At 71.5% G+C, this 23,378-nt stretch carries 15 protein-coding genes; 6 read left to right on the top strand and 9 right to left on the bottom strand.

From position 1 onward, the window contains the following. Positions 1 to 11 precede the first annotated feature (11 nt). The 8 genes from ACIPSJ_RS24780 to ACIPSJ_RS24745 form a co-directional block, all read right to left on the bottom strand. Positions 12 to 1,253, bottom strand: coding sequence for an MFS transporter (locus ACIPSJ_RS24780; RefSeq protein WP_401348934.1), 1,242 nt, complete (start codon positions 1,251 to 1,253; stop codon positions 12 to 14). 38 nt (positions 1,254 to 1,291) lie between these two features. Beyond that, complete coding sequence (locus ACIPSJ_RS24775; protein WP_401348932.1) at positions 1,292 to 3,478, bottom strand: MMPL family transporter; 2,187 nt, start codon at positions 3,476 to 3,478, stop codon at positions 1,292 to 1,294. Between the two features lie 35 nt (positions 3,479 to 3,513). Next, complete coding sequence (locus ACIPSJ_RS24770) at positions 3,514 to 4,311, bottom strand: alpha/beta fold hydrolase (protein ID WP_401348929.1); 798 nt, start codon at positions 4,309 to 4,311, stop codon at positions 3,514 to 3,516. Between the two features lie 124 nt (positions 4,312 to 4,435). Then, on the bottom strand, positions 4,436 to 5,791 hold the full coding sequence (locus tag ACIPSJ_RS24765) for an MFS transporter (RefSeq protein ID WP_401348927.1): 1,356 nt from the start codon (positions 5,789 to 5,791) through the stop codon (positions 4,436 to 4,438). A 54-nt stretch (positions 5,792 to 5,845) separates the two neighbouring features. After that, entirely contained in the window at positions 5,846 to 7,042 is a 1,197-nt protein-coding gene (locus ACIPSJ_RS24760; protein ID WP_401348925.1) for a PLP-dependent aminotransferase family protein, read from the bottom strand. After that, positions 7,039 to 10,206, bottom strand: a complete 3,168-nt coding sequence (locus ACIPSJ_RS24755; RefSeq protein ID WP_401348922.1) for an ATP-binding protein — start codon at positions 10,204 to 10,206, stop codon at positions 7,039 to 7,041. Before ACIPSJ_RS24755 ends, ACIPSJ_RS24760 begins: the two co-directional genes overlap by 4 nt. 196 nt (positions 10,207 to 10,402) lie before the next feature. Next, the gene (locus ACIPSJ_RS24750; protein ID WP_401348919.1) at positions 10,403 to 13,642 is read right to left on the bottom strand and encodes an ATP-binding protein; all 3,240 of its coding nucleotides are present in this window, start codon (positions 13,640 to 13,642) and stop codon (positions 10,403 to 10,405) included. Between the two features lie 216 nt (positions 13,643 to 13,858). Further along, entirely contained in the window at positions 13,859 to 16,435 is a 2,577-nt protein-coding gene (locus tag ACIPSJ_RS24745) for a 2Fe-2S iron-sulfur cluster-binding protein (RefSeq protein WP_401348916.1), read from the bottom strand. 201 nt (positions 16,436 to 16,636) lie between these two features. On the opposite strand from ACIPSJ_RS24745, the gene ACIPSJ_RS24740 reads away from it, so the two are divergent. The 3 genes from ACIPSJ_RS24740 to ACIPSJ_RS24730 are packed head-to-tail and all read left to right on the top strand — an operon-like array spanning position 16,637 to position 18,145. Beyond that, positions 16,637 to 17,359 carry an alpha/beta fold hydrolase gene (locus ACIPSJ_RS24740; RefSeq protein ID WP_401348914.1) on the top strand — a complete coding sequence of 241 codons (723 nt, stop codon included), beginning with the start codon at positions 16,637 to 16,639 and terminating at the stop codon, positions 17,357 to 17,359. Between the two features lie 50 nt (positions 17,360 to 17,409). Beyond that, positions 17,410 to 17,619: a 2TM domain-containing protein gene (locus ACIPSJ_RS24735; protein ID WP_355727979.1), complete on the top strand. Its 210-nt coding sequence runs from the start codon at positions 17,410 to 17,412 to the stop codon at positions 17,617 to 17,619. Between the two features lie 34 nt (positions 17,620 to 17,653). Beyond that, the gene (locus ACIPSJ_RS24730) at positions 17,654 to 18,145 is read left to right on the top strand and encodes a DUF4188 domain-containing protein (protein ID WP_359217692.1); all 492 of its coding nucleotides are present in this window, start codon (positions 17,654 to 17,656) and stop codon (positions 18,143 to 18,145) included. A gap of 28 nt (positions 18,146 to 18,173) precedes the next feature. Here ACIPSJ_RS24730 and ACIPSJ_RS24725 read toward each other — a convergent pair whose 3' ends face one another. After that, a complete protein-coding gene (locus ACIPSJ_RS24725; RefSeq protein ID WP_401348911.1) occupies positions 18,174 to 19,292 on the bottom strand; it encodes an XdhC family protein in 1,119 nt (372 codons plus the stop codon). A gap of 264 nt (positions 19,293 to 19,556) precedes the next feature. On the opposite strand from ACIPSJ_RS24725, the gene ACIPSJ_RS24720 reads away from it, so the two are divergent. From ACIPSJ_RS24720 to ACIPSJ_RS24710, 3 genes are read left to right on the top strand one after another with little or no spacing between them, the layout of a single operon-like run. Beyond that, entirely contained in the window at positions 19,557 to 20,438 is an 882-nt protein-coding gene (locus tag ACIPSJ_RS24720; protein WP_359217698.1) for a xanthine dehydrogenase family protein subunit M, read from the top strand. Then, positions 20,435 to 20,965, top strand: coding sequence for a (2Fe-2S)-binding protein (locus ACIPSJ_RS24715; RefSeq protein WP_401348909.1), 531 nt, complete (start codon positions 20,435 to 20,437; stop codon positions 20,963 to 20,965). Before ACIPSJ_RS24720 ends, ACIPSJ_RS24715 begins: the two co-directional genes overlap by 4 nt. Next, the gene (locus ACIPSJ_RS24710; protein ID WP_401348907.1) at positions 20,962 to 23,358 is read left to right on the top strand and encodes an aerobic carbon-monoxide dehydrogenase large subunit; all 2,397 of its coding nucleotides are present in this window, start codon (positions 20,962 to 20,964) and stop codon (positions 23,356 to 23,358) included. Before ACIPSJ_RS24715 ends, ACIPSJ_RS24710 begins: the two co-directional genes overlap by 4 nt. Positions 23,359 to 23,378 lie beyond the last annotated feature (20 nt).

Below are 23,378 nucleotides of genomic sequence, written 5' to 3'. Positions count from 1 at the left end.
GTCGGGCTGTTTCAGGCACGGACCGGGACGGGCGCCGGCTTCACCCGGGCGACGGTCATGAGGTACAGGAGCAGACCCGTGGTGGTGAGGACGAAGCCGGCCCATACGGTGGACAGGGTTCCCCAGCCGGCGTCGAGGGCGACCGCGCCACCGATCGCGCCGAGGCAGTTGGCCAGGTTGAGGGCGGCCAGATTGAGCGTTCCCATCAGGGTCGGGGCGTCCGGTGCGAAGCCGGTCAACCGGACCTGGATGGTGGGGATGGCGAACATCATGGTCGCGCCGACGCCGAAGAGGCAGGGCAGCAGAATCACCAGGTTGTCGCCCGCCACGCCGATCAGTACCAGGAACGCGAGCGCACCGCCGTAGCCCGCGATCAGACCGCGGTTCTCGTACCGGTCGGCGACACGTCCGCCGACGTGGTTGCCGACCGCCATGCCGAGGCCGAAGACGGCGAGCGCGATCGGGATGAACGAGGGGTCCCGCAGCGCCGCGTCGGTGACGAACGGGCCGATGAACGTGTACACGGCGAAGATGCTGGAGATGCCGAGCGCCGCGACGGTGACCATCAGCCAGACGCCCCGCCGCCGGAGGGCGCCCAGTTCGCCGGTGAGGGAGCTGCCGCGCAGGTCGTCGGTGCGCGGCAGCCAGGCCAGCAGGGCGGCTCCGGCGAGCAGGCCTACGGCGACCACGGTCCCGTACATGGCCCGCCATCCGGCGTGCTGGCCGATGAAGGTGCCGAGCGGTGACCCGGCGATGGTGGCGACGGTGAGTCCGCCCATCACGGTGGCGAACGCCTTGCCGCCCCTGCCCGGCCCGTACACGTACGCGGCGACGACGGCCCCGGCGCCGAAGAACGCGCCCTGCACGCTGCCCGTGACGAACCGGAAGACGACGAACAGGGTGATGTCCGGTGCCAGGGCGGAGAGCGCGTTGCCGACCAGGAACAGTCCGATCAGGCCGAGCAGCAGGGTGCGCCGGTTGACCCGGGCGGCGAGCAGGGTGATCGCCGGAGAGCCGATGATCACGCCGAGGGCGTACGCGGTGATCGCGTAGGTCGCGACCGGAACCGACACGTCCAGATCGGCCGCGAACAGCTGGATGATGCCGTTGCTGCCGAACTCGCCGGCGCCGATCGCGAAGGTGCCCAACGCCAGGGCGAACAAGGTCAGTCTGGGATGTCTGATGGGCGACTTCGCGATGGTGTGCCGCTTCTCCTCGGCGGCGCACTGGCTGTCGTATGCGTGCTGATGCATCGTCTCGTCCTCGGTAGGAGGGTGCCTCGGCAGGAGGGTCAGTCGGACGGCGTACGGGCCGGTGCGGGACGGAGACCGGAAGTGGAGGGCGGGTCGTCGTCGCCTTCGCGGAGGCCGTGGCGGGCGTAGAAGCGCCGCAGAGGTGCCGGGGCCCACCAGTTCGCGTTTCCGAGCAGGCGCATGGTGGCCGGTACCAGCAGCGCCCGGACGATCGTCGCGTCCACCAGGACGGCGATGAGCATCGCCACCCCGATCAGCTTGATGAACGTGATTCCGGAGACGGAGAACAGGCCGATCACGACCAGGATGAGCAGCGCGGCGCTGGTGATGATCCGGCCGCTGCGCTGCAGGCCGACCGCGACCGCCGCGGTGTTGTCACCGGTCCGGTCGTACTCCTCGCGGATCCGGGACATGAGGAAGACCTCGTAGTCCATCGACAGCCCGAACACGACCGCGAGGACGAGGATCGGCTGGGTCGCCTCCAGTGTCCCGGTGGAGGTGAAGTGCAGCAGGCCGGACAGATGGCCGTCCTGGAAGATCAGGACCAGTGCGCCGAACGAGGCGCCGAGCGACAGGACGTTCATCACGATCGCCTTGACCGGCAGCACGACGGAGCCGAAGGCGAGGAACAGCAGGACAAAGCCGGCGCCGCCGATGATCAGCGCCATCCAGGGCAACAGGTGCCCCACGGCGTCGAGTTGGTCGGCGAGCTGCGCGGTCTGGCCGCCCACCAGCACCTCGCCGCCCGGTGGTGCCGGTACGGCCCGGATCCGGCTCACGAGTTCCCGCGCCCGGGGCGATATGGGGTCGCCGTCGTACATGATCGTGACTCGGGCGACGTCCTCCGACCGGCCCGTCACCTCGGCTCCGGACACGCCGTCGACCGTCCGGACGGTGTCGACGTAGCGCTCCAGACCGGCGCGGTCCGACGCGGTCACGATCGCCTCGACCGGTGCCTGCCCGTTCCGGACGAAGTCCCGGTCCAGGGTTTCCGAGACCACGCGGCTCTCGGTGCCCGTCGGCAGCACCCTCGGGTCGATACCGCCGAACTCGACGCGCAGGAAGGGCGCGGCGGCCAGCAGCAGGACCGCGAGCACCCCGGTCGCGTAGACGACCGGGCGGCGCATGATGCTGTGCGCGAGGCGGTACCAGAACCCGTGCGCGACCTCGTCGTGCGGGCGGGCCGGCGGCGGGCGGCGGAACAGCCGCCGTACCGAGAGCGCCTCGACCCGGGGGCCGAGGACGGCGAGCAGGGCGGGCAGCACGGTCAGTGCCGCCGCCATCGCCACCACGACCGCGGACAGACCGCCGAGGCCCATCGAGCGGAGGAAGGACATCGGGAAGATCAGCAGCCCGGCCAGCGAGACGGCGACGGTGACGCCGGAGACCGCGACCGTGCGACCGGCGGTGGCCATGGTGCGGGCTACGGCGTCCTCGACATCGAGCCCGCGGGCGATCTCCTCCCGGAACCGGCCGACCATGAACAGCCCGTAGTCGATCGCCAGGCCCAGCCCGAGAATCGTCACCACGTTGACCGAGAAGACCGAGACGTCGGTCAGGTAGGTCGTCACGCGCAGCGCGGTGAACGCTCCGAGGATGGCCAGAGCGCCGATCGCGAGCGGCAGGCTCGCCGCGGCCACGCTGCCGAAGACGACGACCAGGAGCACGAGCAGCACCGGTATGGAGATCGTCTCGGCGAAGGCGATGTCCGCCGCGACCCGCTCACGGATGTCGCGGTCGACGGTGGTGGTGCCGCCGACCTGGGTCCGCAGGCCGGGCGCGGCCAGGTCGTCCTCGATCTGGTCCAACCGGTCGCCGCGCCGCGCCTCGTCGTCGCCGGCCAGGGTCAGCACCGCGTAGGTGGCGTGCCGGTCGTGGCTGACCAGGGCCGGGCTGCCGGTGGTCCAGTAGGTGACGGTCCTGGTCACCACGTCGTGGGGCAACGCCTGGAGCGTCCGGGTGACGGCTCGCCGGAACGCCGGGTCGTCAACTGTCGTGCCGGGGCTGGTGTACAGGACCACCGCGTCGTTGCCGGTCCGGCCCAGCGTCGCCTCGGCACGTGCGGCCGCGCGCGAGCTCTGGCCCGCCGGGTCGTCGAACCCGCCGGTGGTCAGGGAGCCGAAGACCCGCGTGCCCCAGATGCCGCCGAACGCCAGGAAGGCCGCGGCCAGGCCGATCACCCACCACCGTCGGCGGACCGTCGTCCGCCCCCACCTCTCGAACATCGCGGTCCCCTCCTGGCTGCGTCGGCTCGGTGGTGTCAGCGCGCGGCGCGCTTGACGAGGGCGGCCGTCGCCGCGGGCTGCGCGATCATCGCGACATGCGAAGCGTCGGCCTCGAAGGTGTGTGCGCCGGCCCGGCGCGCCATGAACCGCTGTGCCGCCGGGGGCAGCACCTGGTCGTCGCGGCCGACGAGGTACCAGGACGGAATGGTCTTCCAGGCCGGGGCGCCGGACGGCTCCCCGAGGGTGCGCACGTCCGCCGGCCGCTGGCCGGCCCACATCAGCTCGGCGGTCGCCCTCGGCAGGTCCCCGGCGAACACGTCGTGGAAGCACTCCTTCTTGATGTAGCCGTCGACGAGGCCCTCACCGTAGGGACGGAAGTCCAGCGCCTCCTCGCTGAGTCTGCTTCCCGGGTACTTCGTCTGCAGGCCCAGCAGGGTCTCCCCCTGGTCGGGCACGAAGGCGTTGACGTAGACCAGCGCCTTCACATTCGGGTTGCCGGTCGCCGCGTTCGTGACGACGATCCCGCCGTAGGAGTGCGCGACGAGCACGAGCGGGCCGCTGAGGGTCGCGAGGATGCCGGCCAGATAGGCCGAGTCGGAGGCAACGCTGCGCAGGGGGTTGGGCGGTGCGACGACCGGATAGCCGTCGCGGATGAGGCGCGAGGCGACCCCGTTCCAGCCGGAGGCGTCGGCGAACGCGCCGTGCACAAGTACCACGGTGGGCTTCTGGCCGCTGCCGCTTCCGGTGTGTGCCTGCGCGGCGGGCGCGTCGAGTGCGGCGCCCACCACGACGGCGGCGGATCCGGCCAACAGGCCCCGGCGAGTTGTCGTCATCGATATGTACCCTTCGTATCCGGTGTTCTCGCTGATGAACGCGGGTCAGCGTAGGACCGGTCACTTGACGGGCACTGAACACGAATCCGGGCGCCCTCCAGGGGCCGCTTCACTACAAGTTCCGTTACCCCACCGCTTTTCCCTGGGCGACGGCACGCGGCGCCGCGGTGTGGGCGCGCTCGTCCAGGGTGTACCGGCGTTGCAGCACGATGGCGATGGTCATGAGCAGGGCCGGCAGCAGGGTGAAGCCGTAGCGGACGGCTGCCAGTGCGCCGGGAGACTGGGTGGCGTGCTCGCCCGCGGTAGTGGCCACGAACCCGCCTGCGGCGAGGCAGGCCGAGTACGCGTACGGTCCCAACGCGCCACCGGTGGCCTCGGCTGCGGTCCACACGCCGGTGTAACTGCCCGCGCTGGCGGTGCCGGCGGGCCCGGCGGCGGCGATGACGTCGGGCACCATCGACAGCGGCATCAGCTGCATCGCGGCGAACGCGACGCCCAGCGTCGCCACGGCCGCGAGCAGCAGGGACAGGCCGGCCGAGGCGCCCAGGGCCAGCACCGACGCGCCGGCGACGAACGCGGACTGGGCGGCGAGCAGGCTGCGCTGCTTGCCGAGACGCCGGGCCACCAGTACCCACAGGGGCGTGGTCAGGACCGCAGGCGCCATGAACGCCGCGATGAGCACGGGCGTGAGCGAGGAGCGGCCCAGTTCGTACTCGGCGAAGTACGGCATGGCGGCCAGGACCAGGTTCATCGTGATCGCGACGGTCAGGTACGACGCGGTCAGCGCGCGGAACTGCCGGTCGCGCAGCGCCACCAGCAGCCCGCCCCGGTGCCCCGGCTGGGTCGGCGTGCCCGGCGCGGCCTGGTTGAGGCGGGCGACGCCGGTGATGCCGACCAGCAGCGCCGCGAGCATGACCGCGCCGAGCAGCAGGGCCATTCCCGTGTAGTCGCCGACGCCCGGATCGTCGCCGGCGACCAGCGGCGCGGCCACGCCGGCGAGCAGGACGCTCACTATGATCACGACGCTGCGGTAGCCCATCAGGCGGGTCCGCTCGTGGTAGCCGATGCCCAGGTCGGCCGGTGTGGCGAGGTAGGAGACCTGGTAGCACGAGTAGAGCAGGTTGCCGGCGACCAGCGCCACCGAGACCCATAGCGCGGCGGTCGTCCCGTGCAGGTCCGACGGCACCGCGAACAGGGCCACGAAGGCGAGCACCACGACGCAGCCGGCCAGCATCAGTCGCCGGCGGTGGCCGACGCGGGCCAGGCCGGCATCGGAGAGTCGGCCCACCCACGGGTGCACCACGATGTCGGCGACATTCGGCAGCAGCAGCGCGAGGCCGGCCACTTGCGGGGGCACGCCCAGGACATCGGTCAGGAAGTACAGCAGGAAGATGCCCGGCACGGTGACCCAGATGCCCATGCCGATCGAACCGGCGGCGAACGGGACGAGTGCGCGCAGGGGGAGCCGAACGTTCGTCATGAGCAGCCTTCCGGGAAATTTGCCACAGGGGACTGTCGTTGCTCGCGTGCGTGGTCAGAAGGCCAGGGCCAGCCTGCGTACGGCCTCCCGCAGTTCCTCCGGGGTGCGGTCGCTGTAGGACAACCGCAGGTGCCGGTCCGAGGACCGCTGCCGGGGGTCCGCCGCGAAGTACTCGCCCGGCTGGTAGAGCACGCCGTGGGCTGCCGCGCGCCGCGACAGCGCCGCGGGGTCCACGGCGTCGTCGGTGAGCCGCGGCCAGAGGAACAGCCCGCCTTCGGGGGCCACGATGTCGAAGGCGCCCGGGAGCTGTTCGTTCAGGGCATCGATCAGCACACCGGCACGTTCCTGATACAGCGCGGTGGCGCCGCGCACGATCCGGTCGAAAAGTTGGGCGTCCTCGGTGAGCAGCCGTTCGATGATCGCCTGGGTCACCGAGGACGTGTGGACGTCGAGCCGGTTGCGCAGCCGGATCACCGGGTCCACGAGGTGCTCCGGCAGCACCAGCCAGCCCACGCGCCAGCCGGAGCCGAGGGTCTTGGTGAAGGTGTTGACGTGGATCGCCCGATCCGACCGGTGGAAGACCTCGACACCCTGGCCCCGGCCGCCGAAGCGCAGTTCACGGTACGGATCGTCGACGATCACGTAGAAGCCGTACCGCTCGGCGAGTTCGATCAGTGCCTGCCGCTTCGGCGCCGAGAGGCTGACCTGGGCGGGGTTGTGGAAGTCGGGCACGGTGTAGGCGGCGGCGATCCGGGTGCCGGTGGCCAGCCGCCGGGCGAGGTGTTCGACGTCGAAGCCGTCGGCCACGACCGGTACCGGCAGGGTCCGCGTCGTCACCATCTCCAGAGCCCACGGGAAACCCGGGAACACCGGATCGTCCACCGCGACGGTGGCGCCGCGCTCGACCACGGTCAGCACCGCCAGGGCGAGGCCGTGCATGCCACCGTTCGTCACCACGATCCGGCTCGGGTCGACGCCCTCCCGTTTCGCGATCCAGTCGCACAGCTCGGCGGACCCGCGCGCCGGCACGTACTGAAGGCTCGCGACCGAGGCGTCGGGGTCCCGCCACAGCCGCTCCGCCGCCTGGCCGATCGCCCCGACGGGCAGGGCCTCGGGCGCGGGGATGCCGCCCAGCAGGCGGATGGTTCCGGGGACCGGGGCGGCCAGGCTGGCGTCGACGAAGCCCTTCGGTGCCGAGAGCCCACGGGCCAGTGATGTCAGCCCACCCTGTTCCTCAGCGCCTGCGGTCATGCGTGGTCTCCGATTCCTGAGAGGAGTTGTTCGGCGCGTCGGGCGAACAGGTGCGCCTCGCATGCGGTGGAGTGCGCGTGGGCCCGTTCGGCTGCGGCCCGGACAGCGGTGGGGGGCGCGTCCCGGGCCTGGAGGAGGCGTGCCCTCAGCAGCAGGATCAGCCCTTCGGCGAACCGCTGGCCGTAGTCCCACAGGGCTTGGTCGGCACGGTCGAGGGCGGCGTCGGCCCGGTCGGGCGATCCGGCGGCCAGCCACATCTCGGCGATCAGTGCGTAGTGGTAGGCGATGCCCCACTGCGGTGGATCGAGCAGCTGGGCGGTCAGGAGTTCCTCGGCCTCGGCCGCAGCGCCGGCCGGGTCCTCGCCGGTGAGGGCGCGTGCCCAACACCAGTACTGCCGGACGTAGTGGTCGGCCAGGGTGCGGAGCCGGTCGAGGTCGGTGGCGATCCACTGCTCGACGGCCCGCCGTGCTGTGCCGGCGTCCCCGGCCATGGAGGCGATCATGGCCGTGTAGTAGGCCCAGATCGAGGCCGCGTACGGATCCTCCGGGGTGTCCCAGGTGGCGACAGAGGCCAGCGCCGCGTCGACGTCGCCGTGCAGTGCGGTCACGACGGCCCGCCAGCCGGGACCTTCCCCGGGAACGCTGCCGTCCCGCCTCAGCGGTGTCTCCTCGTCCGGGAGGACGGTGCCGTCGGCGGCGACGGCGTCCTCCTTGATGAAGAACCGGTACGCCTCGCCGATGTTGCCGATGTCCCACTGGTGCAGGCCCCAGAGATGCCGGCCGTAGCGGACCACGACCGGGTCGGCGGACGCCTGGCCGAATTCGTGGATGCGACGGGCCAACTGCCCGCGGTTCTTCTCCATGGCGGTGTAGGCGCCCATCACCCTGATGAAGAGGAAGTCGGCGGCTTCCGACTCCCGGCCGAGCGTGCGGGCCAGGTACTCGGCCCGCTCCAGCAGATCGACGGTCGAGGTGTCGTACCCCGACTCCCGTCGGACGACGATCGCGAGGAGCGTGAGGGCGGAGAACTCCAGCTCCATCAGTCCCGAGGCCCGGCTGACCTGTACGGCGGAGCGCAGCTGCCGGCCGGCCGACTCGAACGCGAGCTTGGCCGCGGCGCGGCGCCCCGCGCGGATGAGCGCCTCCGCGGTGCGGTCGGGCTCGGCGAGGGGGCCGGCGGCCCACAGGTGGTAGGCGAGGCGTTCGGCGACGTCCTCGTCGTCGGCGTGGATCTGTTCGAGCGCGTCCGCGACGCGCAGATGCAACTGGGTGACCTGCCCGTTCGTCGCGCTCCCGGAGACCGACTCGCGCACCAGGTCGTGCGCGAAGCGCAGCGAGGACGGGTCCCGCGGCCCGGGTTCGAGCAGCCCGAGCGTATACAGCGGTTCCAGGCGATCCAGACAGTCCGCGACGTCCACACCCGTGGCGCGGGACAGCAGCCTGAGGTCGACGTCACGGCCGATCAGCGCGGCCACCCGCAGCAGGTCACGGGCACGGTCGTCGAGCCCGGCCATCCGGTCGCGCACGACGTCATGGACGGTGGAGGGAACCCCGGCCGCAGCAGAGGTGCCGCTGTCACCGATCGCGCCGGCCGTGCCGAGGAGCCGGGCGAGTTCACGGACGAAGAACGGATTGCCGGAGGTACGGGCGTGGATGGCACGGGCGACGGCGTCGCCGGGATCCTGCCCGGCCTCGTGGCGGATCAGCTCGGCCACCTCGGCCGGACCGAGCGGGCCCAGCCGGAACCTGCGGTGACCGGGCCGCCGACCCGCAGCGGCCAGCACCCGGGAGAGGCCGGGGCCGAGTGCGGGGGCGCGGTCGCGCAGCGCGCCGATGACCGCGGTGGACTGGGGCAACCGCCCCGCCAGATGCTGCAACAAACGCAGGGAGGTGGCATCGGCCCATTGGAGGTCGTCGAGGATCAGGAGGGTCGGCCGCCGCGCAGAGGCCCGTCCGACGAGGGCCACGACCTGTTCGAACAGCCGGAACTGGGCGTTGCCGTCCGGCAGTTCCCGGAAAGCGTCGTCCCGCGCCGCAAGCAGACTGCCCAGCCCGCCGGTGAGCCACCGCTCGCCCGCCGCAGCGGGCAGACTCCGCACCACCTGGCCCAGCGCCTGCTCCCAGGGCCACATCGCCGGAGTCCCCTCGCCCTCCAGACAGGAACCCCACACCGTCAGTGCGCCCAGCCGCTCCGCCACGGCGGCGGCCTCCTCCAGCAGCCGCGTCTTGCCCGCACCCGGCTCGCCCTCGACCACACCGATCGCGGTGTCACCCGCCAGCGCACGCTCCACCACGCGCCGCAGCACGGCGAGTTCCTCGCTCCGGCCGAACAAGACGGCCGCCGAGGACCGCCCGGCCCCCTCGTCCGCCTCCCGCGCCGGCGGCGGCGCAGGGGGCTGGGCGAGAATCCGCCGGTGTGCGTCCTCCAGCACCGGACCCGGGCCGATCCCGAGTTCCTCGGCAAGCCGGTCACGGGCCTGACGAAACACCGACAGCGCCTCCGCCTGACGCCCGGCAGCACCGAGAACGCCGATGAGACCGGCCTGCACACGTTCGCTGAACGGTCCCATCGACACGGCCAGTCGCAGGGCCACCAGCACCCGCTCCGGCCGCCCCGTCGACACCGCCAGCTCCGCCGCCGCGATGCACGCGTCGTAGAACTCGTTGTCGAGCGCGGCGAACACCGCCGTGGCGTTGGTCCCCTCGGCGATGCCGTCGCCCGCCGAACCGTGCCAGAGCCCGAGCGCCTCCACGAAGTGATCGAGGGCCGCCTCGTGATCCTGCCGATTCGCCGCAACCCTGGCGGCAGCGACGCGTTCCCGGAAGGAGACAAGGTCCAGCATGGCGGGGCCGGCGGCGAAAAGGTAGGAATTGCCACGGCGTTGAAGGAACGATCCGGCTTCACGGACGGGCAGCACAGGCTCGAACAGCCGACGCAACGCGCCGACGTACTTCTGAAGAATGTTCACCGCCGACGCCGGGACGTCCTCGCCCCAGATCAGATCGACCAACTCGCTCGTACTGACCGGCTGACCCGCGCGGGCGAGCAGCACCGCGAGCAGATACGACTGCTGCCGGGGCCCGGGGTCCAGCTCGACACCGTCCCGCCAGATCCGCAACGGACCGAGAATCTGCAGGCGCAGATGTCCGCCCGAGGAAGCCATGCCCACCCCTACCCCCACTCACGGGCCGACCCCAATCGGCTGCGGCACAGCCACTTTACGGTTGCTTTGCGACCCGGGTCCATCAGCCGGGGCCACCGCCGGGCGGTGCTGTGGTGGCGGAACCAGGTTCCCGATCTGAAGGGACCCGGTGCGGTTCGGCGTCGCCCAGCGGCGGTCGACGTCGTGAACCCGGCTGTCAGCGGCGCGTGTTGTCCGCGAGTTCGGCCAACAGTTCGTCGGCGCGGCGGGCGAACAGGTGGGCCTCGCTCACGACGGCCAGTGCGTGCGCTCGCTCGGCGACGGCCCGGACGGTGGCGACCGGTTCGCCGCGTGCCTGCAGCACCCGTGCCCGGAGCAGGAGCAGCAGGCTTTCGGCGTAGCGCTGGCCGTAGGCTTCGATGGCCGAGTCCGCCCGGTCGAGCGCCGCGTCGGCCTCGTCCAGTTTTCCGGCTGCCAGCCACATCTCGCCGAGGAGTCCGTACCAGGTAGCCAGGCCCGAGCGTGGCGGGTCGCAGAGCGAGGCGACGATCAGATCCTGCGCCTCCGCGGCGGCGCCGACCGGGTCTTCGCCGGTGACGGCGCGCGCCCAGCAGCGGGCCAGCCGTTGGTAGGCGCCGAGGAAGCCGAACGAGAACGCGGGGTCCACGTCGATCCCGCACTCGGCCGCGTGCAGCGCCCGCGCCGGGTCGCCGATCAACGCGGCGACCCTTGCGGAGTACGCCGCCCAGACCGTGATCGCGTAAGGGTCGTCTCCTGCGGCGGCCTCCATCGTGGCGAGTTGGGCCAGTGCCCCGTCGACGTCCCCGTGCAGTGCGGTCGTCATCGCGAGCATCCCGGCCGCGAGCAGTCGTAGATCGCGCCGTAGCGGGTCTTCCTCGTGGTGGGCCAGGTCGTCCAGAACGTTCCAGTCGGTCCGGCTCAGGTACCGGTATGCCTCGCCGATGTTGCCGACGCCCCACTGGTGGATGCCCCAGGCGTACCAGCCGTAGGCGCGCACGGCGGAGTCGTCGGACGCCTCCCCCTGTGCCAGCAACTGGCCGGCCAGCCGGCCGGCTCGGTCCAGCCGTATGCCCTGGGCGTACGCGGCCCAGCGGGAGAAGAGGAAGTCGGCGGCCTCCCGTTCCCGGTCCAGTCCACGGGAGAGGTGTTCGGCCCGCTCCAGCAGATCGACCGCCGAACCCACGTATCCCGCCCGCATGCCGTCCACCGCGGTGAACAGGGACAGGGCAGCCAGCTCCAGCTCCGCCAGGCCCGCTGTGCGTGCGACCCGCGCGGCCGAGTACAGCCGGCGCGCGGCTGCCTCCAGCGCCAGCTTGGCCGCGGCGCAGCGGCCGGCCCGGACGAGCGCGGTCGCGGTGCGGGCCGGATCCGCGAGCGGTCCGGCGGACCACAGGTGATGGGCGAGGCGCTCGGCCACCAGTTCGGTGTCCGTGGCCCTGTGCTCCAGGGCGTCGGCGACCAGCAGATGCAGCCGGGCCGCGCGCGGCGGGGATATGGTCTCGGCCACCGATTCGCGGACCAGGTCGTGCGGAAATCCGAACGAGTAGGGGTCGCCGGGCGAGGGTTCGAGCAGGCCCAGCCCTTCGCACGCCTCCAGGCGGTCCAGACACGTCCGGTGGTCCAGACCGGCGGTGCGGGCGAGGAGCGCGAGGTCGACGGTACGGCCGATCAGCGCGGCGATCTGCAACAGACTGCCGGCGTCAGCGCTCAGTCCGGTCATCCGGTCGCGTACGACGTCCCGGACGGTGGCCGGTACCGCGGTCCGGGCCGCGCCGGCCTCCGTGAGGACATCGCCGTCGGCGAGAAACCGGGCCAGCTCGCGGACGAAGAAGGGGTTGCCGGCCGTGCGGGTGTGGATGAGGAGGGTGGTACCCGGGCCCGGGTCCTGCCCCGTCTCACGGCGGACGAGCTCGGCCACCTCGGCCGGGCCGAGCGGGCCGAGCGGGATTCTGCGATGCTCGGGCAGCCGGCTCGCCGCGGCGAGCATCCGCCCCAGTTCCGGGCTCGGCACGGGCGCGCGGTCGCGGAGCGCCCCGATCACGGCGGTGCCGCCCGGCAGCCGGGCCGTCAGGTGGCCGAGCAGATCGAGCGAGGCGGCATCGGCCCACTGAAGGTCGTCGACGACGAGCACCACGGGGCGCCGCGCCGCTACCTGGCGGACGAGCACGACGGCCTGCTCGAAGAGGCGGAACCGGACGCCGCTGTCCGGCAGGACCGGCGTCGTACGGCCGCTGCCGCGCGGTGTCACGAGACGACCGAGTTCGCCCGCCTGCCAGTCCTCGCGCGCCGCGGTCGGCACTTCGTCCAGAAGGGCGCCGATGACCTCGGCCCACGGCCACATCGACGGCGTGCCGTCCCCCGGCAGGCAGCGGCCCCAGACAACGAGCGCGCCTTGCCGGTTCGCCTCGGCGCCGGCCACCTCCAGCAGGCGGGTCTTGCCCACGCCTGGCTCTCCTTCGACGAGCACCAGCCCCGTCGATCCGGCGAATGCCGATTCCACCGCGTGCCGCACCACCGCCAGTTCCTCGGCCCGGCCGACCAGCCGGTCGTCAGCCGACGCCCCGGTGGTGAACTCGGTCATGGGGCCGGTGGCGGGTCCGGTGATGGGTGTTGCCGGCCGCTCCTGGGGCAAGTCCTCCCGTTCAAGGGGCATTTCCTCGGCCGGTGCCCGTTCCAGCACCCCCAGGTGAGCGGCCACCAGTCCCGGGCCGGGGTCGACGCCCAGTTCCTCGGCCAGCCGGGCGCGGACGGTCCGGAACACCGACAGTGCCTCGGCCGGCTGGCCGGCGGCGGCCAGGGCGGCGATGAGACTCGCCTGCACTCGCTCGTGCAACGGCGCCATCCGCGCGGCCATGTGCAAGGACTGGAGCACCCGTTCGGGCCGGCCTAGCCCGGTCGCCAACTCGGCCGCCGCCACACAGGCGTGGCGGAACTCGTCGTCCAGTCCGGCGAAGATCGCCATACCGGTCGAACCGTAGGCGACCCCGTCCCCGGCCGGGCCGTGCCAGAGGCCCACCGCTTCCAAGTACCGGTCGAGTGCCGCAGCCGGCCGCTGCTCCGCGACGCCGGCCTCGGCCGCCTCGACCAGCTCACGGAACCTGACGACGTCCAGCGTCCCGGGGGCGGCCACGAACAGGTACGCGCTCCCGCGACGTTGCAGGTACGAGCCGGGTTCGCGCGCGGGCAAGGCCGGCTCCAGCAGCCGCCGCAGGGCGCCGACGTACTTCTGGAGAATGTTGACCGCCGAGGCCGGGACGTCCTCCGCCCAGATCAGGTCGACCAACTCGCCGATGCTGACCGGCTCGCCCGCACGGGCGAGGAGGACGGCGAGGAGATACGCCTGCTGCGGAGGACCGGCGTCCAGTTCCACACCGTCCCGCCAGACTCGTAGCGGACCGAGAACCTGCAGACGCGGAGATGCGTCGGAGGAGGCCATTCCTTCTTCCATTCCCAGTCACGGGTCGCCCGCGCTGCCGTCGGAAACGGTCAGGGGCGGCAACAGTGATCGCGGCGGGTTCTTCAGCCCGGCAACGCGCCGAGTGCCACAGGACCGGACAGGCCGGTGTCAGAAGCCGTTGTCCTTCGTGCCGGCGACGGGACGGCGGGCCCGGCGCGGGCGGCAGGCGCGGGCAGCGGGCGCGGCCGGCCCGTCCTACTGGTCGATCACCAGGTCCTCGGTGGGCAGCGTCTGGCAAGCCAGCCGCCAGCCCGCCGCCAACTCGTCGGCGGAGAACATCCCCCGGTCGTCGGTCTCGTAGGCGCCGGAGAGCACCCGCACCCGGCAGGTACCGCACGCGCCTTCGCCGCACGACTGGGGCAACGCGACGCCGACGGCGTTGGCGGCGTCGAGGACCGACTGCCCGGGACCGCACGGGAACGCCGGGGCGCCGCCCACCGTGCCGATCATGAACTCGCTGACCCCGGCCGCCGCAGCGGCGACGGCGATGGCGTGCGCCTTCTCCCGGCGGGTCTCCCTGCTCCGGCCCGACACGAACGCCTCGGTGCGGATGGCCTCGCGCGGCACTCCCAGTTCCCTGAGGCGGCCGATCAGGTCCTGCATCATGGGGGCCGGCCCGCACAGGTGCGCGCGGGTCGCCGGGCCCGCGTACGGCAGCAACTCGTCGAGACCGATCCGCCGTTTCCGGTCGGTCACGAAGACCGACACCTCCAGCCCTGGCAGCCGGGACCGCAGCGCTTCGATCTCCGGCCCGAACAGCACCTCGTCCTGGGTCCGGAAGCTCGCCAGCAGGACGATCCGCCCCGTGTGACCGGCGTCGGCGGCCGCGAGCAGGACGCTCATCAGCGGGGTGATCCCAACGCCCCCGGCGATGAGCAGGAGGGTGTCCGCCGTGCCTTCCACGGGGCCCGGCTCCCAGGTGAACGCGCCGTGCGGGCCGCTGACGCGCAACGCCAGCCCGGCCTCCAGCTCCTCATGCAGGAACCCCGAGCCCAGCCCGTCCGGCTCGTGCTTGACAGCGATCTCGACGAAGCCGCTCTCCCCAGGAGTGCTGCAGATCGAGTACGACCGTTCGATCGGCTCGACGGCGACGGGCAGGTCGACCTTCAGGTACTGCCCGGCGGCGAACGCGAACGGCATCGTGTCTCCGGCCAGGGGCTCGAAGCGGATCCTCCGGACCGTCGGGGTCAGCACCTCGATGCCGGCCACGCGCAGATAGCCCTCCCAGGGCGTGGCCGGGTCGCGGGCCACCCCGCCGGAGCGGATGGCCTGCCACATCGTTCCCAACTGCCGTGGTTTCAGCACCGCGTTCGCCGCCATCAGCCCGCCCGCCAGCGCCCCCACCACGCCGGAACCCCAGGCGTCCTGCCCGGCCACGAACAGGCCCTTGACCGGAGTACGGCAGCCCGCCCGCGCCGAACGCAACCGCTGGGGAGTCGCCGCGAGCCCGTAGAAGGATCCCCGCACGCTGTGCTGATAGGTCTCGAACGACAGCGGCGTCGCCAGTTCGGCAAACGCGATGCGCTCCCGGAAGCGGGGCCAGCGTTCCTCCAGGCGGGCGATCAGCCGTCCGGTCAGCTCGTCCTTGAACTTCCGGTAGCTGTCGGGCCGTTCGTTCTCGGGCGTTCCGCGCCACTGGTCGACCACCTTCGGATCGACGAGTTCCAGCAGCTCCACCGTGTGGAACCGGGCGGCCGGGTTGTTGAGCGAGGCGAAGGAGACGTACAGCGTGCCTTCCCCGGGAAGGCGTCGAACGCCGTCGTGCTCGTCGAGACCCGGCATGAACCAGTGGTTCTCGCCGCGCAGTCCGAACTCGGCCGGCGACCGGTCCAGTCCGAGAAACAGCATGACCGCCGACCGTTCCTCGGGCAGCTCCGCCAGTTCCTGAGCCTTCCCGATCAGGGCATACGTGTTGCGCACTCCGGCCGCCGAGACGACGGTGTCCGTCCGCACCCGGTAGCGGCGGCCGGTGGCGGTGTCCTCGACGTCGACGCCCACCACCTTGCCGCTCTCGACGACGACTTCATGGACCTGCTGCCGGGAGCGCAGCACCACGTCGTACCGCCGCAGGATCTCCAGAACGACCCGGTTGAGCTCATGCGGGCCGCCCACGGGATGTGCGGTGCCTTCCATGAAGAAGGTCAGCGGGACCGCCGCGTGATAGCCGAACGCACTCGATGCCGGCGGAGTGCCGTACAGCCCCCATCGCGCGGCCAGAACGGCCCGCAGACGCGGATCGCGGAAACTGCGGGCAACCTGCTCCCGCAACGATCGGAACGCCGAGGGGAAGAGCCGCTCGACGAGGGGCACACCCGCTCGCCGTACGCCGGCGGGGAACGAGGCGAGGACATTGCGCGCGGTCAGCCCGGCCATGGCCCAGCGCGTGGTCCGGAAGAATCGGTCGATCGCGTCGGACTCGGCAGGGAACCGTTCCTTCAGACGCTCACGGAACCGTTCCTTCGTGGCGGGGACCGAGAAATCGAACCCCGGAAAGTGCAGTGCGTCGTATTCGACCGGCAGGGGCGAGAGCTGCGCCCTTCCGTCCGTCATGAACCCGAGGAACGGGCCGGCGCTCGCGCTCATGTAATGCAGCCCGGTGCCGAAGCGGTAGCGCCCGGCGCGGGAGAACTCGTGCGTCATCCCCCCGAGCGTGTAGTGCTGTTCGAGGACGAGGACACGCTTCCCGCCGAACTGCGCGATCGTGCGCGCCGCCGCGAGACCGCCCATACCCGACCCGATCACCACCACATCGGCTTCCTCGTCCGACACCATCGGCAACCCCCCCAGTCGTCTGTCCTCCGAGGCGCTCAGATTGGCCGAACCGGCTTGACGCCGACTGAATCATCAGTGAAGGCCACCCGGAACCAGGTCCCGGTCTCATTCAATTCCCGTCCAGTGCGGGGTCGTAGCTTTGCGCCGAGCGTGAGGGTGTGGATCGAAGAAGTGGTCGTCATCAGAAGGAAAGGTTGGTCCATGGTGAGCGGGAAACCGACGATCGTGCTCGTGCACGGAGCCTTTGCCGACAGCAGCGGCTTCAACTCGGTGGCCAAGCGGCTTGTCGCCGACGGCTATCCGGTGGTCGCCGCGCCGAATCCACTGCGCGGGCTCGCCTTCGACGCGGTCCACGTCAAGGCGCTGCTGGACAGCGTCGAGGGACCGATCGTGCTGGTCGGGCACTCGTACGGCGGTGCGGTCATCTCCGCTGCAGCCGCGGGGAACGCGAACGTGAAGGCGCTGGTCTACCTGGCGGCGTTCGTGCCGGAGACGGGCGAGAGCGCGCAGGCACTGGTCGAGAAGTTCCCGGGCAGCACCGTGGGCGAGTCCCTGAAGCCTGTGCCGCTCCCCGACGGACAGGTCGACCTCTACATCGACCCGAGGGTCTTTCACCCCCATTTCGCGGCCGACGTGTCGGCGGAGGAAGCCGCCCTCTACGCGATCACGCAGCGTCCGGCCACCGGCGCCGCCCTGGGCGAGCCCGCCACCGGTCCGCAGGCCTGGCACACGATCCCGGCCTACAACCTGATCAGCGGCGCCGACCGGATCATCCCGCCGGCCACGCAGGAGTTCATGGCCCAGCGCTCCGGCGCGAAGACCCAGGTGGTCGAGGGTGCTTCGCACATGGTGTTCGTCTCCCGGCCGGGCGCGACGGTGGCCCTCATCGAGACAGCCGCCAAGGAACAGACGCTCCTTCGGTAGCGCAGCCGGTCACCGCGAGTACAGCGATCCGATGAACCATGGGAGGGAAGATGCACAAGAGCGAGAAGGCCATGAGGTGGGGCCTGCGGGTCCACCTTTTCTGGTACGTCATCGCCAATGCGGCCCAGGTGGTGGTCTGGGCGATTTTCACGTCCGACCACTTCTTCTGGCCCTTGTGGTCGATTCTGGGCTGGGGTATCGGGCTGGCGATCCACTTCTGGGCGATTCGCTCGAAGTCCCGGTCATTCGCCCGGCCGTGATCTGACCCATCGCAAGGAGGACCAGAGGAGAGTCATGTCCGAGAAAGTGATTCCGGGTCGCAACACCGCCGCAGCCGAAGGCGACATCGTCGTCTTCCACATCGGGCTACGGATCAACCGGCTGCGAGCGGTCTCCAGCTGGTTGCCGGCATTCATGTCGATGCCGCGGATGCTGCGTGAGCTGTCACGGGAAGAGGGCAGCGGGCTGCTCGGTTACAAGGTGCTCTACGGCGGCCCCCGGGACTTCTACGTCGTCCAGTACTGGTCCGACAAGGAACGGCTGCTCGCCTACGCCCACCAGCAGGACAGGGAGCACCGGCCCGCGTGGTCGGCCTTCAACCGACGAGCACGCGCCGGCAAGGGGCATGTGGGCATCTGGCACGAGACGTTCATCGTCCCGGCGGGCTCCTACGAATCGGTGTACGTCGACATGCCCGCGTACGGCCTCGCCGCCGCGACCGGTGTCGTACCGGTCGGCCGGCGTGGCGACACGGCGGCCCAGCGGCTGCGGGCGGCGGAGAGGTAGGCGTCCATCGGCGGGTCGGCGGAGGTCGTCAGCGGTGAATGGGGAGGGGGGTCGTATCGACGAGGCGGCGGCCGGTGCCGCCCCAGCGCAGGGCGATGATCTCGGCCATGATGGCGACAGCGGTCTCCTCGGGGGTGCGGGCGCCGAGGTCCAGGCCGATGGGTGAGGCCAGCCGGGCCAGTTCCGGCTCGTCGAGTCCCGCCTCGCGCAGTCGGCGCAGCCGGTCCTCGTGGGTGCGGCGACTGCCCATGGCGCCGACGTAGCGGGCGGGGGTGCGCAGGGCGCGTTGGAGGAGAGGGATGTCGAACTTGGGGTCGTGGGTGAGGACGCAGATGACCGTGTTCTCGTCCACGACGGTCTCGTCGAGGTAGCGGTGCGGCCAGGAGACGACCAGTTCGTCGGCGTCGGGGAAGCGCCTGCGGGTGGCGAAGACGGGGCGGGCGTCGCAGACGGTGACGTGATAGCCGAGGAACTTGCCGATGCGGGCGACCGAGGAGGCGAAGTCGATGGCGCCGAACACCATCATCCGCGGCGGCGGCGCGAAGGACTGTACGAACACGGCGAGTTCGTCGCGCCGCTCCTCCCCCACCCTTCCGACGTGCACGACGTCGGTGCCGCCCCGCGCGAGCAGACCCCGGGTCCGCTCGGCCACGGCGCTGTCCAGACGGGAGTCGCCGAGCGTACCGAGGACGGAGACAGGGGTGACGACCAGCTCTCCGACCAGCTCTCCGGTCGCCCCTCCGGCGGCGCCGTCCCCCGGCAAGGGCATCGCCACCGCCACGGGACGGCCCGCCGCGATGTCCTCCAGTACGGCGGGCAGCTCCGGAAAGCGCCCCGCGCCCGCCGGGCGGACCAGGATCTCGATGATCCCGCCGCAGGTCAGTCCCACCGCCAGCGCGTCGTCGTCGCTGACGCCGTAGGTGACGAGGGCCGGCTCGCCCGTCCGCAGCACCTCGCGGGCCAGTTCGTACACCGCCCCCTCCACACAGCCGCCCGAGACGCTGCCGATCACCTCGCCGTCCTCCGCGACCGCGAGTGACGCGCCGGGTCTGCGGGGCGCCGACTTCCAGGTCCGTACGACGGTCGCCACGGCGAACCGCAGGCCCGCCGCGCTCCAGGAGGCCAGGCCCTCCGCGATGTCCCGCATCCGTATGCCTCCTTCGCCCGCGTCCACCACGGCGCGCCGTGCCGCCGGGGCGTCGGGCCCGGCGTCCGGAGCATGCGAAGGCGGTCCGGCCCATGTCAACGGCTCCTTAAGGCTTCGCTTAGGTCGGCGGAGGGATCGGACGCGAGTGACTTAAGCGATCGGTTAAGCAGCCGTTGACACCCCTCACCGCCGAGGGCCCAATGAGGGCGGACACGGCGCCCGAGGCGCCCGGCCGCGCGCCGGGCGGGACAGGGGGAGTTCGGCATGCAGGTTCCCGCTCCGTTCGAGTACCAGCGGGTGAGCACGGTGGACGAGGCGGTCACGCTCCTGGACCGGCTGGGCGACACGGCGCGTCTGGTGGCCGGCGGGCACAGCCTCATCCCGATGATGAAGCTCCGGCTGGCCAACTTCGAGTATCTGATCGACATCAACGAGCTGCACGACGAGCTGGGTTACATCCGCGTCGAGCCGGGAGAGATCCGCATCGGCGCGATGACCCGCCACCGCGAGCTGCTGGAGTCCGACGAGCTGGCCGCCGCGTTCCCGATCTTCCGGGACGCGGAACGGGTGATCGCCGACCCCGTCGTCCGCAACCGGGGCACGCTCGGCGGCTCCCTGTGCCAGGCGGACCCCTCGGAGGACCTCTCGGCGGTGTGTACGACGCTCGACGCGTCCTGCGTGATCCGCGGGGTGGACGGCGAGCGGGTGGTGTCGATGGAGGCCTTCCACCAGGGGCCGTACGAGACGGCCGTCGGCGACGCCGAGATCCTCACCGAGGTCCGCTTCCCGGTCCGGCCGCGCGGGTCGAGCGCCTACGAGAAGGTCGAACGGCGGGCCGGCGACTGGGCCGTGGTCTCGGCGGGCGCGGCGGTCTGGCTGGACGGGGCGGGACTGATCGCGGACGCCCGGGTCGGGCTGGCGGCCGTCGGGCCGAACACCGCCGGGATTCCGGGGATCGCGGACGCCCTGCGGGGACGGCCGCCCGCCGAGGAGCTGTGGGCGCGGGCCGGCGACATCGCCACCGAGGCCTGCGCCCCGGTCACCGACCGGCGCGGCAGCGCCGAGTACAAGCGGCATCTCGCCCGCGAACTGACCGTACGCGTGCTGCGCCGGGCCGTGGCCCGGATCAACGGAGAGGAGGTGTGATCGTGCAGGTCACCATGACCGTCAACGGCGAAGAGGTCACCCGGGAGATCGAGGGGCGGCTGCTGCTGGTGCACTTCCTGCGCGACCACCTGCGGCTGACCGGCACCCACTGGGGCTGTGACACCAGCAACTGCGGCACGTGCGTGGTGTGGCTGGACGGCGAGCCCGTCAAGTCCTGCACGGTGCTCGCCGCGATGGCGGGCGGCCATGACGTGCGCACCGTCGAGGACCTGGAGCAGAACGGCCGACTGGACCCGGTCCAGCGCGGGTTCATCGAGTGCCACGGGCTGCAGTGCGGGTTCTGCACCCCGGGCATGATGATGACGGCGCGCGCCCTGCTCGACGCCAACCCGGACCCCTCGGACCAGGAGATCCGGGAGGCGATCTCGGGACAGATCTGCCGCTGCACGGGCTACGCGACCATCGTCCGCTCGATCCGCTGGGCCGCGGCGGAGGAGGCCGGCACCCGGACGACTGCCCCGGACACCGAGCACACCGTCGCGACCGCCCCGGGGAGCGCGTCATGAGCACCGTCGCGTCGAACGGCCACCGCACCGCGTTCGTGGACAACGACCGGAAGCCCACCGGGCACGGCCGGATGCTCCGCAAGGAGGACCCGCGCTTCGTCCGCGGCAAGGGCCGTTACGTCGACGACCTCCAACTGCCCGGCATGCTGCACCTCGCCGTCCTGCGCTCCCCGCTGGCGCACGCCCGCATCGTGTCCGTGGACACCACCCTGGCCGAGGCCCATCCGAAGGTCCGGCTCGTGGTGACCGGTGCCATGCTCGCCGAGAAGGGCCTGGCCTGGATGCCGACCCTCTCCAACGACGTGCAGGCAGTGCTCGCCACCGACAAGGTCCGCTTCCAGGGCCAGGAGGTCGCCTTCGTCGTCGCGGAGGACCGCTACGCGGCGCGCGACGCACTGGAGTTGATCGACGTCGAGTACGAGGCGCTCGACCCGGTGATCGACGTCCGCACCGCCCTCTCCCCCGACGCCCCCGTCATCCGCGACGACCTGGAGGGCAAGAGCGACAACCACGTCTTCGACTGGGAGACCGGCGACGAGGCCGCGACCGACGCGGTGTTCGCCCGTGCGGACGTGGTGGTCACCGAGGACATCGTCTATCCGCGTGTCCACCCGGCGCCGATGGAGACGTGCGGCGCGGTCGCCGACTACGACGCGGTGGACGGCAAGCTCACCCTGTGGTCCACCACGCAGGCCCCGCACGCCCACCGCACGCTGTACGCGATCGTGGCGGGGCTGCCCGAGCACAAGATCCGGGTCGTCTCACCGGACATCGGCGGCGGCTTCGGCAACAAGGTGCCGATCTACCCGGGTTATGTGTGCGCGATCGTCGGCTCGCTGCTCACCGGAAAGCCGGTGAAGTGGATGGAGGACCGCGCGGAGAACCTGATCAGCACGGGCTTCGCCCGCGACTACGTGATGCGCGGCGAGATCGCGGCGACCCGGGACGGGCGGATCCTCGCCGTCCGCACCAACGTGCTGGCCGACCACGGCGCGTTCAACGGCACGGCGGCACCGGTGAAGTACCCGGCGGGCTTCTTCGGTGTCTTCACGGGCAGCTACGACCTGGAGGCCGCGTACTGCAAGATGACGGCCGTCTACACCAACAAGGCACCGGGCGGGGTGGCGTACGCCTGCTCGTTCCGCATCACCGAAGCCGTGTACCTGATCGAACGGATCGTCGACTGCCTGGCGTTCGAGCTGGGGATGGACCCGGTCGAGCTGCGCATGAAGAACTTCATCCGGCCCGAACAGTTCCCGTACCGCACGAGGACGGGCTGGGTGTACGACTCCGGGAACTACGCCCCGACCATGGAACTCGCCAAGGAACTCGCGGGCTACGACGCGCTGCGCGCCGAGCAGGCCGAGAAGCGGGCCCGGGGTGAACTCATGGGCATCGGCGTGTCGTTCTTCACGGAGGCGGTCGGCGCCGGCCCCCGCAAGGACATGGACATCCTCGGCCTGGGCATGGCCGACGGCTGCGAACTGCGGGTCCATCCCACCGGCAAGGCGGTCGTGCGGCTGTCGGTGCAGTCGCAGGGGCAGGGCCACGAGACGACGTTCGCGCAGATCGTCGCCGAGGAACTGGGCATCCCGCCGCAGGACATCGAGGTCGTGCACGGCGACACCGACCAGACACCGTTCGGTCTCGGCACCTACGGCAGCCGGTCCACACCCGTCTCGGGCGCGGCGGCGGCGCTGGTCGCGCGCAAGGTGCGGGACAAGGCGAGGCTGATCGCGTCCGGGATGCTGGAGGTGTCGGTCGCCGACCTGGAGTGGGAGAAGGGTTCCTTCCGGGTGGCGGGCGACCCGAACGCGTCGGTGACCATCCAGGCCGTCGCGATGCGCGCGCACGGCGCAGGCGATCTGCCCGAGGGCGTCGAGGGCGGCCTGGAGGCGCAGATCTGCTACAACCCGGAGAACCTGACCTATCCGCACGGCGCGTACATCTGCGTGGTCGACATCGACCCGGGCACGGCGAAGGTGACGGTACGGCGGTTCGTGGCGGTCGACGACTGCGGCACCCGCATCAACCCGATGATCATCGAGGGGCAGGTGCACGGCGGGCTCACCGACGGTGTCGGCATGGCGCTGATGGAGATGATCGCCTTCGACGAGGACGGCAACTGTCTGAGCGGTTCGCTGATGGACTACCTCATCCCGACGGCCCTCGAAGTCCCCGACTGGGAGACCGGGTTCACGGTCACGCCCTCGCCGCACCATCCGATCGGCGCCAAGGGCGTCGGCGAGTCGGCGACGGTCGGATCGCCGCCGGCGATCGTCAACGCGGTGGTGGACGCGCTGGCGCCGTTCGGGATCCGGCACGCGGACATGCCGCTGACGCCCTCACGGGTGTGGGAGGCGATGCGGGGCCGTCCGGTGCCGCCGATCTGAGCGACAGGCCGGGACACGGG

Origin of the sequence: Streptomyces sp. NPDC090088 (genome assembly GCF_044747345.1) — a bacterium.
GTDB lineage: Bacteria > Actinomycetota > Actinomycetes > Streptomycetales > Streptomycetaceae > Streptomyces.
The sequence above is the reverse complement of the archived record's forward strand: the minus strand, read 5'-3'. Positions and strand labels throughout refer to the sequence as shown.